Here is a 12610-nt window from a genome sequence, read left to right as displayed (position 1 = left end):
TCGCGCCGGTGCGCGGCCCGGGCGGGGCTACCGTCGAAGGTGTGACCACGGCACCCACCTTCCGGCGCAGCCTGCGCCGGGTGCTGGCGCCGGTCCCGGGGGCGGTCCCGCTGGTCCGGCTGACCGCCGAGACGGCCGTCGTGGCCTTCCGCTACCGCGCCACCGGGCTCGCGGCGGAGGCGGCCTTCTTCACGCTGCTCTCGTTGCCACCGCTGCTCGTGGCCCTGGTCGCCGGGGCGGGCTTCGCCTCGGAGTGGCTCGGGCCGGAGACGCTCATGCGGATGAGCAGCGCTCTGGAGCGGTGGTCGCTGACCTTCCTCACCCCGGAGGCGGTCGACGGCGTCATCATGCCGACCTTCGAGCAGACCCTCACGGCCCGTCGGGGTGACTACCTGTCGGTCGGCTTCATCATCGCCCTGTGGTCCGGCTCGCGGGCGCTGCACATCTTCCTCGACGCGATCTCGATCATGTACGGCCAGGGCGGGGACCGCGGTCCGGTGGGTGCGCGCGTACTGTCGCTCACGGCATACTTCGCCTCGGTGGTGGTCATGGGGCTCACGCTGCCGCTGCTGCTCATCGGACCGGGCTATCTCCTGCGCTGGCTGCCTGAGCGCATGGACATGCTCGTCGAGCTCTACTGGCCGCTGGTCGGCGTGCTCGGGATCATGAGCCTCACCGGGCTCTTCCACGTCGCGACGCCGGCTCGCTCGCCGTTCTGGCGGGACCTGCCCGGCGCCCTGCTCACCGTCGTCCTCTGGGTGGTGAGCTCGGTCCTCATCCGGCGCTGGGCCGAGCTGGCGGCCGGCGGGTTCTCCGTCTTCGGCCCGCTCACCGCCCCGATCATCCTCATGGTCTACCTCTACTTCCTCTCCTTCGCCGTCCTGGTCGGCGCCTCGCTCAACGCGGGGATCCGCCGCCTGTGGCCGCCGCCGGAGTACCGCGGTCCCACGGCGCGGGTCAACGAGTGGTGGGAGGAGCGCCGTGCGCACCGCGAGCTGCGCCGGGCTGAGCAGGAGGAGCTGCGGGCCCGGGACGCGGAGTCCGTGGACGAGGAGGAGCGGCGGCTGGTGGCGATGGACGGCATACCGGGGCCGCGCTGAGGGGCGGGTGACGCGCCGTGGGGGTGATTTGGAAACGCCCGCCGCCGTCGGCTAGTGTTTTGCCTCGCGCCGCTGGTAGCAGCGGAGCAGGCGGATGTAGCTCAGTTGGTAGAGCGCAACCTTGCCAAGGTTGAGGTCGCCGGTTCGAGCCCGGTCATCCGCTCTGAGGCACCACCACCAGATGCCTCACGGTGGAGTGGCCGAGAGGCGAGGCAGCGGCCTGCAAAGCCGTATACACGGGTTCGAATCCCGTCTCCACCTCGCACTCGCGATCTTCATCGCGCAGGGACGATTGGCGCAGCGGTAGCGCGCTTCCTTGACACGGAAGAGGTCACTGGTTCGATCCCAGTATCGTCCACCAGCACAGCAAGCCCCTGACCTGCAGGTATGCCGGTCAGGGGCTTTGTCGTGCGTCCTGCGGGCACGCTCCGTGGCCGCGTAAGACAAGCGTGCGCGACCTCAGTCGGGCCTGCTGCTCCGGGCGATCCGACGTGCCTTCCCCTCGCCGGGGAGCACCGCGTTAAGGGCAGCACCCCTACGGGTCGCCAGGTCGCCACCCACCACCTGGGCCCTGCCCCGCATCAGCGCCTGCACGCCTGGCGCGCCACCTGTGCCGGATCGTTCTTCCAGTCGTTGGAGCCGAACACCGTGTTGCCCATCCCCGCCGACTGGTGGAAGTCGGTCGCCCTCGCACCGGGCAGCAGCGCCGTGACCGAGACGCCGTACTCGCGCATCTCCTCGCGCAGGCCCTGGGCGAAGCTCAGCATGAAGGCCGTCGTCGTGCCGTAGATCGACTCGTACGGGGTCGGGGTGAGCGCGGACAGCGAGGACGTGATGAGGATCCGGCCTTGGTCCTGCTCGGCCATGGCGGCGCTGACGTGCTTGGCGAGCAGGACCTGGGAGGTGATGTTGAGCGAGATCCTGGCCAGCTCGCCCTCGATGTCGGTGTCGAGGAAGGAGCCGCCCAGGCTCCGTCCGGCGTTGAGTGCTGGCCGCGCAGGGCCCCGGCCCGCGCTTCCTCGACGCCATGGTCGTGCTGGAGCAGCGCGAAGGTATCTGAGGGCATACCCGCGCCTCTCCCTCCTCGACGCACCGGCGCAGGGGCCGGTGCGCAGCACAGAGGAGAAGCACATGTCGCACGACACCACCAACCCCCACGAGCCGGTCGGCCCCGAGCCGGAAGCCGCCGACGAGGTCGGCACCGAGGAGCTCACCGAGGCGCCGCAGGCGGGCGAGGGAAGCACCGAGCAGGGCGTCGACGGGGACATCGAGCCGGTTGCCGCCGCGATGACGGAGGCCTTCGCGGTCGAGGAGACCGCCCCGGACACCTCCGGCCTGCGGCCGGTCGGCGAGGCCACCTACGGTCCGCCGGACCCCTCGACCGAGTCGGTCCAGGGCCCGGACAACCGGATCCAGATCACCGCGACGAGCAGCTACCCGTGGCGGGTCCACTGCTCGCTGCTCATCACCGCCAACGACGGCAGCAAGTGGATCGGCACCGGCTGGTTCAACGGCCCGAAGAGCATCATCACCGCCGGCCACTGCGTCTTCATCCACAACCCGGGCACGCAGCGGCACGGCTGGGTGCGCAGCGTCGAGGTCATGCCCGGTCGCAACGGCGCGAGCCTGCCCTACGGCAAGTTCGTCGTGCCCCGTGCCCAGCTGCGCAGCGTGCACGGCTGGACCAGCAGCCCGAACCACGAGTACGACTACGGCGCGATGGTGCTGACCGAGCCCAAGGGCAACCAGACGGGCTGGCTCGGCTTCGCCAACTGGTCCGACGCCACGCTCGACGGCACGACCCTCAACATGTCCGGCTACCCGGGCGACAAGCCCACCGGCACCCAGTGGTATCACTGGAGCGGCGTCGCCTCGCTCAGCGCGCGGAAGGTCTACTACACGCTGGACACCGCCGGCGGCCAGAGCGGCGGCGGGGTCTACGTCATCAAGGATGGCGGACGGTATGCCGTGGCGATCCACGCCTACGGTGGGTCCGGCAGCAACAGCGGCACCCGCATCAACAAGCCGGTGTTCGACAACCTCAAGCTCTGGAAGGGCTGAGCGCACCGCATGACGGCACGCATCCACGGCATCGTCACCGATGCCGACGGCAGCCCCGTCCCCGGCGCTCGCGTGGCGCTGGAGGCGGGGCCCGTGCCGCTGCCCGACATTGCGCTGCTGACCGGCGAGGACGGCACCTTCTCGCTCGACGTCCCCCGTGCGGGGGAGTATGCCGTCACCGCCCACGGCGAGGCTGGGTCCGGCCGGTGCACGGTGCTGGTCCCGGGTGAGGGGAGCGCCCGGATCACGCTCGTGATCTGAGCCGCGCGGCCGGCCTACGCGCCGGCGTGCTCGCGCCCGGCCCGGGCATGGCGTCGGTCGCGGGAGCGACCTACCTCCCGCACCCGTGGGGCGAGCCGCGCCGCCAGCACCACGGCACCAGGCAGCGTGGAGACCAGGGCGAGGACGCCATACCCCACCGAAACCCCCACCCCGGCGGCCGGGTCGAGCCCGACGACCGAGAAGACCCAGGCGGTGGCCGCCTCCCGCGTTCCCCAGCCGCCGACGCCGACCGGCACCGACATGCCCGCGATCGAGACGGCGGCGAGACCCGGCGCGAGCCGCGGGTCGGTCGAGGGCGCCACCGCGACCAGGGCGAGCGCGAAGATGCCGGCGAAGGCCACCCACCCCACCACCGACAGCATCCCGACACCGAGCAGGTCCCGCGCGGGCAGCCGGCGCAGCCAGCGCCACGCGACGGCAGCCGTGACGACGCCACCGGCGAGGCAGAGCGCCGCCAGCAGCGGCCGGTGCGGCGCGAGGGCGGCCGAGGCGGCGACCAGGACGACGGTCGTGCCGCACAGGCGCTCGGCGGCCACGGCCGCGAAGCCGCTGGCCAGAGCCCGGCGACCAGCGCTCACCTCGGCGTCGCTGCTGTCGTCCGCGGCCCGCAGGACGTCTCCCGCGAGCCCGCCGGGCAGCAGGCTGTTGAGGAAGGACGCCTGCCAGCAGCGGGCGACGGCGGGTCCGACCGGGAGCCGGATGCCGTGGTGGTGGGCGACCAGCCGCCAGCGCAGCGCCTGGACCAGCACGCCCGCGGCCCCGAGCACGAGCCCTCCCGCGAGCGCCCACCAGGGCAGCGAGCCGAGGGCGGTGGTGATGGGCTCCAGCCCCCACCGCGCGACGACGAAGCCCAGCACCCCGACGGTGACGAGCACCTGCAGCGAGGCGACCAACACCACCTGCAGACCTCGCGAGGAGGACGCGACCCTGGGCCGGGGCCCCACCGCCGTCTCAGCCACCCGACCCGCTCCCCGGCTCGCTGGGCAGGCTGAGCAGGTCGAGGTGGCCGACCCTGACCCGCAGCGAGCCGTCCATCAGCGAGCCCTCGCGCGCGGCCAACCACTCGCGGGCGAGGGGTGCCAGCGTGGCGTCCTGCTCCACCGCCACGGCCGCCCGGTCCTGGAGGTAGCGGCGCACCAGCGACTCGTCCGAGGCGTCCAGCTCCCAGTCGGTCGCGGCCAGCTCGACGTCCGCGCCCCGGCGGCGCAGCGCGGCGGCCATCGCCTCCGTCGCCTTGGGCCCGGGCCGGTCCTCACGGCGCTGGTGGTCGTCGAAGGCCGCCGTGACGGCGGCGTCCGCCTGGTGGGGCGGGGAGATCTCGACGTCGCCGGTCACCGTGAGGCTCAGGAGCGCGGCCACCCCGGGTCGGCCCGTTGGAGCGATGACGTCGGCGAGCGCGTTGAGCTGCGCCACGGTGAGCAGGTCGAGCAGCGCGGCGCAGGTGACCAGCACCTCCCCGCCGGAGGGCACGAGCGAGTGGACCTCCTCCACCGTGGCGACGGCGCGGCGGGTCGTGACGTCCGCGCCGGGCACGGCAGCGCCCGCCTGCCCGAGGAGGTCGGGGTCGTGGTCGACCAGGACCCAGCGCTGCGGCCCCGGGAGCCGTGGCGCCAGCCAGGCCTGGTTGGAGCCGGTGCCCGCGCCGATGTCGAGCACGACGAGCTCCTGACCCGTCCGCTCGCCGACGTGGTCGCCGAGCCGGCGCAGCAGCCCGGCGGCGCGCTCCCGGGCCCGGTGGTCGGCGGCGCGGCGCAGCGCCAGCCAGTCGGCGGGCACAGGGCGGCTCACCACCGCAGCACCGCCCGGAGCTCGGCCGCGGCGGTGTCCCACCCGCGGAGCCGGTCCCGGTGCCCGGCGGCGGCACGGCGCCACCGGTCCCGCAGCCCGGGGTCGTCGAGCCAACCCCGCAGGGCCTCCGCCCATCCTTCCTCGCGCGTCCCCGCCACGACCGCCCCGGCCCCGGGCAGGCCGTCCCGCTCGCCCGAGCCGTGCAGCGCCTCGACGGCGCCGGTCCCGGAAGGCACCAGAGCTGGTATGCCGTGCGCCAGCGCCTCGGTGACGACCATCCCGTAGGTCTCGGTCTGGGAGGGCAGGACGAGCAGGTCGACGGTGCGCCACAGCGCCTCGAGCGCGTCGCCCTCGAGGCTCCCCGGCATCCGGACCCGACCCTGCAGGGCCTCCGCCCGCGCGGTCACGGCACGGACATACCCCTCGTCGGACCCTCGTGGTCCGACCAGCGACAAGTTCCAGTGGCGGTCCTGCAGCCCGCCGAGCGCCTCCAGCAGGCCGAGCGGGTTCTTGCGCGGGGTGATCGAGCCCAGGGCCAGCAGGTGCGGTGGCGTGCTGCCGGTCGCGGTCTCGGCCCGGTCCGTGCCGGGGGCGACCGCGTGGACATGGGTGAGGCCGTAGCGCTCCCGCAGGTCGGCGTCGGCCCAGCCGCTGGTCGCGACCACCGTGCCCGCCGCGTGCAGGGCCCGCCGTTCGAGGGCGGCGAGGCGTGCCCGCTCCCGCTCGTCGAGACCGCCCTCGGCGGGCAACGGCAGGTGCACGAGCACCCCGACCCGCGCACCCCGCGCCCGCGCCTGCTCGATCTCCTCCGGTGCGGCCGAGCCGATCAGGCCGTCGACGAGCACCTCGTCGTGCCGCCCGAGCGCGTGCCGCAGGGCCGCGCGGTCGTCCTCCGTGGGGGACGGCCAGGCGCCGGGCACCGGCTCGGCGGTGACGTCGAGACCGGTCTCGGCCAGCTCGGTGATCATGCGCTCGTCGTAGCGGGTGCCCCCGCTGGGGCCCGCCAGGTCGGCCGGGACGACCAGGGCGGGCGACCGGCCACGGTCACGCTCGCAGGTCCAGGTCATAGGTCACCCACGCCCCGGGGTGCTCCCGCACGACGACGCCGAGGCCGTCGAGGTCGGCGTCCGGGTCGGCCCGGACCCGCTCGGCCAGGGCGTGGGCCACGTGCGCGGCCACCGCCTCGGTGGTGCTCAACCGGCCCGCGAAGTCGGGATGCTCGTCGAGGTTGGCGTAGCGCAGCGGGTCCAGCACCTCTGACAGGGCCTGCGACGCGGCCCCGATGTCGACGACGACGCCGTGCGCGTCGAGCTCGCGCCGCCGCCAGGTGGCCTCGACCACCAGCGTCGCCCCGTGCAGACCCTGGGCCGGGCCGAAGAACGGGTCGGGCAGGCTGTGCGCCACCATGACGTGATCGGTGACGGTGAGTCCGAACATCGTGCTCCTTCGAGGGTCAGGGCCGGGGGTCGCCCGGCTCGGGGTAGGTCAGCACGACGCACCCGGTGAGGTCGGGCCGTCGAGCCAGCTCCTCGACGGCGGCCACGACGCCCGTGAACGGGCGCTGCGCGCCGAGGAGCAGGTCGAAGGCGGGGTCGGCGAGCAGGTCCAGGGTGACCCGCAGCCGCTCCGCCGGGTCGCGGCGGTGTCGCCGGGCGGCGCCCACCCGTCCGACCTGGCTCCCGACGAGGGTGAGGCGACGGGAGTGGAAGTCCTCGCCGAGCGGCACCTGCGGTGCCGCCGAGCCGAACCAGGACAGCTCGACCACCTGGGCGTCGTCGCCGGCCAGCCGCAGGGCGAGCGCCAGGCCAGGTGCCGTCGTCGAGGCGTGGAGGACCAGGTCGCAGTCGCCCTGGGCCACGTCGGGGTCCACGGCGTCGAGACCGGCGGCGACGAGGCGGTCGCGTCGATCGGGGTCGGCCTCGACCACCTGCAGCCGCGACAGCGGGAACCGCCGCAGCAGCAGCGCGAGGGCGCCGCCGATGAGCCCGCCCCCGACGACCGCCACCCGGTCGCCCGCACACGGCGGTGCGTCCCACAGGGCGTTGAGCGCGGTCTCGACCGGGCCGGTCAGCACGGCGCGGGCGGTGGGGACGGCATCCGGGACCCGGGTCAGCGCGGTGACGGGCACGACATACCGGTCCTGGTGCGGGTGCAGGCAGAAGACGCGGGCCCCGGTCCAGTCGTGGGGGCCCTGCTCGACGACGCCGACCGACAGGTAGCCGTACTTCACCGGGAAGGGGAAGTCGCCCGTCTGGAACGGCGCGCGCATCCTCCTCGCCTGGGAGGGCGGCACCCCGCCGCGACGGACGAGCAGCTCGGTCCCGCGGCTGATGCCACTGACCAGCGCCCGCACGAGCGCCTCGTCGGGTCCCGGGGCGCGCAGCGGCTCGGTGCGCACCTCGCCCTCGCCCGGCGCGGTGGCCCAGTATGCCTGCGCCGTCCCGGGGGCTGCGGTGCTCACGCTCGTGTCTCCAGGTCCACGACGTCCCGCGTGAAGGAGCCGGCCAGGAGCAGGAGCGCGACCACGCAGGCGGTGCCGGCCAGGGCGACCGGCACGACCGGCACGAGGACGGTGACGAGGGCGATCCCCTGCAGCGCCGCGACGACCCGGCGCCACCCTCGCGGCGCGAGCGGCCCGCGCAGCGCCGGCCGGACCCACGACGCGAGGACGAAGAGATAGCGCATCGCCCCGATCGCGATCACCCACCACCCGAGCGTCGGGCCGGCGAGCACGGACAGCACCAGCAGCAGCGCGGCGTCGGACTCCATGTCCAACCGTGCCCCTGCCTCACTCGCGGTCCCGGTCCGACGGGCGACGTACCCGTCGGCGGCGTCGAGCGCCAGGGCCAGCCCGACCGCGGCCGCCAGGGCCCAGCCGCGGCCGGGGAGCTCCCCGGCCAGGACGAGCACGGTCGCCGTGGCGACGACCCCCGTCAGCGCCACCCGTCCGAGGGTGACCACATCCGCCGCGGTGACCGGACGCGGGCGTCGGCGGAGCAGGGCCGCGGTCGCCACGCCCGGCACGAGGAGGCCCGCTGCGAGCGCGAGGGTGGTGACGCCGGGCGAGGGCCAGACGAGGGCGAGGAGGCCGATGCACACCCCGATCGGCAGCAGCACGACCGCGGACTCGACCCCACCCGTGGATCCGCGCCGTGCGTCAAGCGGACCGACGGTGCGCGTCGGTGTCATGGGGTCCTCGACGGCGCCGCCATCAGCTGGCGTCCTGCACGTCGTCGGCGAGGGTCGGCGCCGTGGCGGTGAGCGGCCGCAGGTCCAGCTCGGTGACGACGTCGTCGCCGAGGCGGTAGCGGCGGGCGGTAGGACGCAGGGCGTCGGTGAGCCGGTCCTGACCGTCGACCCGCAGCCCGGGCACCCCGTCGCCGATGAGCACCGGCGCGGTCGTGAGGTAGAGACGGTCCACGGCCTCGGCCCGGACGAAGGCCGACACCAGCCGTCCGCCGCCCTCGACGAGCACCCGGTGCAGCCCGCGGGCCGCCAGCAGGTCGAGGACGGCGCGGGGCTCCATCGGGCCCGCGTCCGGCCACCGGACGACCTCCACGTGGTCGCCGACCGGACGGACCCGGGCGTCGGCCCCGACGACCCACAGGGTGGGGGAGGTGGCGTCGGTGAGCACCACGGCGTCCGCCGGTGTGGTCCCGCGCGGGTCGAGGACGACCCGGGTCGGGTGCGGGCCGTCCACCGCGCGGACGGTCAGCTGCGGGTCGTCGCAGGCCACCGTCGCCCCGCCGACGACCACGGCGTCCACCAGCGCCCGCAGGCGGTGCAGGTGCTCACGGTCGAGCTCACCGGTGACGAAGGCCGCGTCGCCGGTCCGGCTCGCGATGAAGCCGTCCAGGCTCTGCCCGAGCTGGGCCAGCACGCGCGGCCCGTCCGCACGGTTCAGGTCGCCGTAGCGCTGGGCCAGCTCACCAGCCGCCGGGATGCGCCCGGCCAGCAGCTGGTCCCACTCGTCCTGGTCGGCCTCGTCGTGGCCCATGCGGGCGCGCTTGGTGGCGAGGTAGAAGGCATTCTCCTCCCGGTCCGGCACGACCAGCGGCACGCGCTCTACGACCTCGATGCCGAGCGCGCTCAATGCCAGCTCCTTGGCCGGGTTGGAGGACAGGAGCCGGACGCGTCGCATCCCCAGGTCGAGCAGCATGGCGGCGCAGTGGTCGTAGGTGCGGGCGTCGGCGGGGTGGCCCAGGGCCAGGTTGGCGTCGACGGTGTCGACGCCGCGGTCCTGCAGGGCGTAGGCACGCAGCTTCTCGGCCAGGCCGATCGCCCGCCCCTCGTGACCGCGGGCGTAGACCACGGCCCCGCGCCCCGTCCGCGCGACCAGCTGCAGCGCATGCTGCAGCTGCTCCCCGCAGTCGCAGCGCCGCGACCCCAGCGCGTCGCCGGTGAGGCACTCGGAGTGCACGCGCACGAGCGGCGGCGGAAGGTCCGGGCCGTCGTCGTCGCTGACCCCGAGGCTGAGGACGACGTGGTCCGTCCCCGTGTCGTCGCGGTATGCCGTCATCCGGAAGGTCGCGTGGTCGGTCGGGAGCCGGGTGTCGGCCACCCGTTCGACCTGCCGCGGTGCGGTTCTCGCCTGCTCAGCCATCCTCCACATTATGGTCGTGACCGGCGATCTTCTCCTGCGGAGGGGCGAGCAGCGTGTCGACGAGGAGTGCTGGAGGTGAGACAGGTGACAGAATGGGTCCGTCGGGCCTCCGAGGGTCGGAGCCGCAAGGAACCCGCACCCGTTCGTGGGGGTGGTGCTGGCCCTGGGCCTGCGGGTGGCCTCGACGGTCCTGGGGGTGGTCGCGGCCCTGCCCGTCGCCGCACGATGCTCCTCCTCGACCGGGTCGAGACCGCCCCGGTCCCGGTCGCCGTGCTGGTCCTGCTGGTGGTCGTCGCGGTGGCGTCCGGCTGAACGCCCGTCCTACCGCGGGGGCACGAGGGCGTCGACCCCGTCCACCGCACCCACCGCGCCGGCGGCGAGCAGCTCGTGGCGTCGGCCCTCCTCCTCGGCGACCCCGACGACGGCCATTCCCGCCGCACGGCCCGCCTGCACGTCGGTCACCGAGTCCCCCAGGAAGACCGACTCCTCGGGGCGCGATCCGGTCAGCCCCAGCGCCCGCACCAGGAGGTCGGGCCGCGGCTTGAGGTCGGCCACCTGCCCCGCCGACCGGCCCACGACATGCAGGCGCGCGGTGACGCCGTGGCGGGCGCGGTCCAGCACGCCCGCCACGACGGCGGGGGTGTTGTTGGTGACCACGGCGACGGAGGCACCTCGACCCAGGGTGTGCTCGACGAGAGCCACCGCCCCGGTCCGGGGGGACACCCGGGCGGCGGCCTCCAGCTCGAGCTCGGTGACGAGGGCCTCCAGGGCCTCCAGCAGCCGGGGCGAGTGGTCACCGACCAGCCTCAGGCACTGCACGTGGTCCGCCTCGCCCTCCAGCCGCTGCGCCAGCTCGGAGCCGCCGAGCCTGCGTGCCTCCGCCCGCAGCCGGTCGCCCAGCTCGGCCCACCGGGCCCCAGGGAAGAGCCGGGCGAGGGGCCCGTCGAAGTCGACGAGCAGGGTCCGGGCGTCCTCGACGAGGCGGCGGGCGGTCTCCACCCAGCGAGCCTACCCAGGGCCGGGTGCCCGACCGGCCCTGGGCGGGGTCGCAGGCCCACCGGTCGACACCGGCTCCGCGCGGCGTCCCGCTGCTACCATCGCCGGGTGGCTGCGGCGCCAGGGGACGGCCCGCCGTCGGGTGCTCGCCTCCTGACGGGGCCCTTCCTCGCCCTGGTCCTCGCCGAGCTGGCCTACTTCGTGGGCATCGGCGCGCTCATCCCCCTCGTCCCGGTCTACGCGGCCGACCGCCTGGCAGCCGGCCCCCTCGTGGTGGGCCTCACGGTCGCCACCTTCAGCCTCACCGCGCTGGTGCTGCGACCGGCCGCCGGCCGGGTGGTGGACCGGTGGGGACCGCGGCGTCCCTTCGTCGGGGCCTCGCTGCTGCTGGCGGTCGTGCTGGTCGCGCACACCCAGGCCGGCAGCGTGCCGGTGCTGCTGCTGCTCCGGGCGCTCACCGGGGTCGCCGAGGCGATCGTCTTCGTCGCCGGCATGGCAGTTCTGCTCCACGTCGCGCCGCGGCAGCGCCGCGGTGAGGCGCTCAGCTACAGCTCGCTGTCGCTCTTCGTCGGCATCGCGCTGGGTCCTGCGCTCGGTGAGCGGCTGGTGGACCTCGGCGGCTACCGCACCGCCTGGCTCGGCGTCGCCGCCCTCGGCGTGCTGGCCGCGGCCGTCGGCACGGCGCTGCCGGGCGCCCGGCCGGAGGAGCCGCCGGACGGCGCCGCGCCGCTCTTCCCCCGCGCGGTGCGGCTGCCCGGGCTGGCGTTCGTGGTGGGGATGGTGGGGTCGGCGGGTTTCCTCGCCTTCGCGGCCCTGCGGGCCCGGGAGGTCGGTCTCGACGGGGCCGGGTGGCCGCTGGCCCTCTACGGCGGCGTCGTCGTGGCCGGCCGCCTGCTCCTGGCACGCCTCACCGACCGGTATGCCGCGACGCGGCTCTCCGCGGCCGCCCTGGTCCTGAGCGGGGCAGGGCTGGTGCTGCTCGGCCTTGCGGGAGGCGCGTGGGCCTTCGCGGCCGGGACCGTCGTGCTGGCCCTCGGGGCCGTCCTGCTCACCCCCGCCTTCTTCCGGCTGCTCACCGAACGCCTGCCCGACGGGCGGCCCGGTGCGGTCGGTGCGACCTTCGGGGTGCTCGTGGACGTCGGTCTCGGGGCGGGCCCGCTCGTGCTGGGGCTCCTGGCCCAAGGACGGGGCCTGGCCAGCGCTTTCGTGGCGCTCGGGGCTGCCACGGTCGGGGTGGTCCTCCTCCTGCGTGCAGGGGCCCGCCCGGCCGGTGCGACGCCGCCCCGGTGAGGGACTCCCCGCGGCCTTCCCGGACGTAATTTCACGCAAACCCTTGTGAGGCCCCTCCACGTTGACCTTCACCTGGCCAGGCACGCGAACGTTGACGCATCTTGAGGAGAGACAATGATGTCACGGCTCCGACCACACCGGTCCCGGAGATGGACAGCCCTCACGCTCGCGACGACGCTCGGCATCACCGGGCTCGCGCCCGCCGCGGTCGCGGCCCCGGCCGCCCCGGACGAGGGCGGTGACGACCTCGCCCAGGAGGCCGCCGCCGACTTCACCACCCTGCTCGACTTCGAGACCTACACCCTGGGGGGCCTGGACGGCCAGGACGGGTGGGTCGGCTCGGCCGCCGCGGCCGTCGTGCAGGACCCGCTCAACCAGAACAACTTCGTCGGCCAGCTCAACGGCCCGGGGGAGAAGGCATACTGGGAGATCCCGGCGATCGAGGACGGGGACACGGGGACGCTGTTCTTCCGGTTCCTGCGCACCGAGA

At 74.8% G+C, this 12610-nt stretch carries 13 protein-coding genes and 3 tRNA genes; 7 read left to right on the top strand and 9 right to left on the bottom strand.

The features are described from left to right. Nucleotides 1-41 precede the first annotated feature (41 nt). From SGUI_RS02585 to SGUI_RS02570, 4 genes are all read left to right on the top strand, one after another. Nucleotides 42-1100, top strand: a complete 1059-nt coding sequence (locus SGUI_RS02585; protein WP_066635835.1) for a YihY/virulence factor BrkB family protein — start codon at nucleotides 42-44, stop codon at nucleotides 1098-1100. A gap of 90 nt (nucleotides 1101-1190) precedes the next feature. Then, a tRNA-Gly gene (locus tag SGUI_RS02580) sits at nucleotides 1191-1263 on the top strand. A 27-nt stretch (nucleotides 1264-1290) separates the two neighbouring features. Continuing rightward, nucleotides 1291-1361 (top strand) — tRNA-Cys (locus SGUI_RS02575). A gap of 25 nt (nucleotides 1362-1386) precedes the next feature. After that, nucleotides 1387-1461, top strand: a tRNA-Val gene (locus SGUI_RS02570). A 220-nt stretch (nucleotides 1462-1681) separates the two neighbouring features. Here SGUI_RS02570 and SGUI_RS16945 read toward each other — a convergent pair. Next, a complete protein-coding gene (locus tag SGUI_RS16945) occupies nucleotides 1682-2233 on the bottom strand; it encodes an SDR family NAD(P)-dependent oxidoreductase (protein ID WP_237141432.1) in 552 nt (183 codons plus the stop codon). Between SGUI_RS16945 and SGUI_RS02560 the strand changes: the two genes are divergently transcribed. Continuing rightward, nucleotides 2232-3161 (top strand): trypsin-like serine peptidase, encoded by a 930-nt coding sequence (locus SGUI_RS02560; protein WP_066635828.1) that lies wholly within the window; start codon nucleotides 2232-2234, stop codon nucleotides 3159-3161. The two genes, SGUI_RS16945 and SGUI_RS02560, sit on opposite strands and share 2 nt — an antisense overlap. A gap of 9 nt (nucleotides 3162-3170) precedes the next feature. Further along, a complete protein-coding gene (locus SGUI_RS02555; RefSeq protein WP_066635825.1) occupies nucleotides 3171-3422 on the top strand; it encodes a carboxypeptidase-like regulatory domain-containing protein in 252 nt (83 codons plus the stop codon). Between the two features lie 14 nt (nucleotides 3423-3436). On the opposite strand, the gene SGUI_RS02550 is transcribed toward SGUI_RS02555, so the two are convergent. The 8 genes from SGUI_RS02550 to SGUI_RS02515 form a co-directional block, all read right to left on the bottom strand. After that, a complete protein-coding gene (locus SGUI_RS02550) occupies nucleotides 3437-4342 on the bottom strand; it encodes a lysylphosphatidylglycerol synthase transmembrane domain-containing protein (protein ID WP_066635824.1) in 906 nt (301 codons plus the stop codon). Between the two features lie 52 nt (nucleotides 4343-4394). Further along, nucleotides 4395-5234 carry a methyltransferase domain-containing protein gene (locus tag SGUI_RS02545; protein WP_066635822.1) on the bottom strand — a complete coding sequence of 280 codons (840 nt, stop codon included), beginning with the start codon at nucleotides 5232-5234 and terminating at the stop codon, nucleotides 4395-4397. Continuing rightward, entirely contained in the window at nucleotides 5228-6298 is a 1071-nt protein-coding gene (locus tag SGUI_RS02540) for a glycosyltransferase family 4 protein (protein ID WP_066635820.1), read from the bottom strand. Before SGUI_RS02540 ends, SGUI_RS02545 begins: the two co-directional genes overlap by 7 nt. Next, nucleotides 6276-6668 (bottom strand): 6-pyruvoyl trahydropterin synthase family protein, encoded by a 393-nt coding sequence (locus SGUI_RS02535; RefSeq protein WP_066635818.1) that lies wholly within the window; start codon nucleotides 6666-6668, stop codon nucleotides 6276-6278. The genes SGUI_RS02540 and SGUI_RS02535 overlap by 23 nt, the downstream gene beginning before the upstream one ends. 16 nt (nucleotides 6669-6684) lie before the next feature. Continuing rightward, complete coding sequence (locus SGUI_RS02530; RefSeq protein WP_066635816.1) at nucleotides 6685-7692, bottom strand: zinc-dependent alcohol dehydrogenase; 1008 nt, start codon at nucleotides 7690-7692, stop codon at nucleotides 6685-6687. After that, nucleotides 7689-8420, bottom strand: coding sequence for a CDP-alcohol phosphatidyltransferase family protein (locus SGUI_RS02525; RefSeq protein ID WP_083190440.1), 732 nt, complete (start codon nucleotides 8418-8420; stop codon nucleotides 7689-7691). The genes SGUI_RS02530 and SGUI_RS02525 overlap by 4 nt, the downstream gene beginning before the upstream one ends. Nucleotides 8421-8442: 22 nt before the next feature. Next, nucleotides 8443-9834, bottom strand: coding sequence for a GTP cyclohydrolase II (ribA, locus tag SGUI_RS02520; protein WP_237141431.1), 1392 nt, complete (start codon nucleotides 9832-9834; stop codon nucleotides 8443-8445). A gap of 321 nt (nucleotides 9835-10155) precedes the next feature. Beyond that, entirely contained in the window at nucleotides 10156-10833 is a 678-nt protein-coding gene (locus tag SGUI_RS02515; RefSeq protein ID WP_066635811.1) for an HAD family hydrolase, read from the bottom strand. Between the two features lie 105 nt (nucleotides 10834-10938). Between SGUI_RS02515 and SGUI_RS02510 the strand changes: the two genes are divergently transcribed. Then, the gene (locus SGUI_RS02510) at nucleotides 10939-12120 is read left to right on the top strand and encodes an MFS transporter (RefSeq protein ID WP_066635808.1); all 1182 of its coding nucleotides are present in this window, start codon (nucleotides 10939-10941) and stop codon (nucleotides 12118-12120) included. Nucleotides 12121-12610: the final 490 nt, after the last annotated feature.

The sequence above is a fragment of the Serinicoccus hydrothermalis genome, from assembly GCF_001685415.1.
In the GTDB taxonomy this organism is placed as follows: Bacteria; Actinomycetota; Actinomycetes; order Actinomycetales; family Dermatophilaceae; genus Ornithinicoccus; species Ornithinicoccus hydrothermalis.
The sequence above is the reverse complement of the archived record's forward strand: the minus strand, read 5'-3'. Positions and strand labels throughout refer to the sequence as shown.

Bases quoted from the DNA above. Each gene is read 5' to 3' on its own strand.
- SGUI_RS02560 (WP_066635828.1), top strand. From the start codon at position 2,232: ATGTCGCACGACACCACCAACCCCCACGAGCCGGTCGGCCCCGAGCCG.
- SGUI_RS16945 (WP_237141432.1), bottom strand. From the start codon at position 2,233: ATGTGCTTCTCCTCTGTGCTGCGCACCGGCCCCTGCGCCGGTGCGTCG.
- SGUI_RS02555 (WP_066635825.1), top strand. From the start codon at position 3,171: ATGACGGCACGCATCCACGGCATCGTCACCGATGCCGACGGCAGCCCC.
- SGUI_RS02540 (WP_066635820.1), bottom strand. From the start codon at position 6,298: ATGACCTGGACCTGCGAGCGTGACCGTGGCCGGTCGCCCGCCCTGGTC.
- SGUI_RS02535 (WP_066635818.1), bottom strand. From the start codon at position 6,668: ATGTTCGGACTCACCGTCACCGATCACGTCATGGTGGCGCACAGCCTG.
- SGUI_RS02525 (WP_083190440.1), bottom strand. From the start codon at position 8,420: ATGACACCGACGCGCACCGTCGGTCCGCTTGACGCACGGCGCGGATCC.
- ribA (WP_237141431.1), bottom strand. From the start codon at position 9,834: ATGGCTGAGCAGGCGAGAACCGCACCGCGGCAGGTCGAACGGGTGGCC.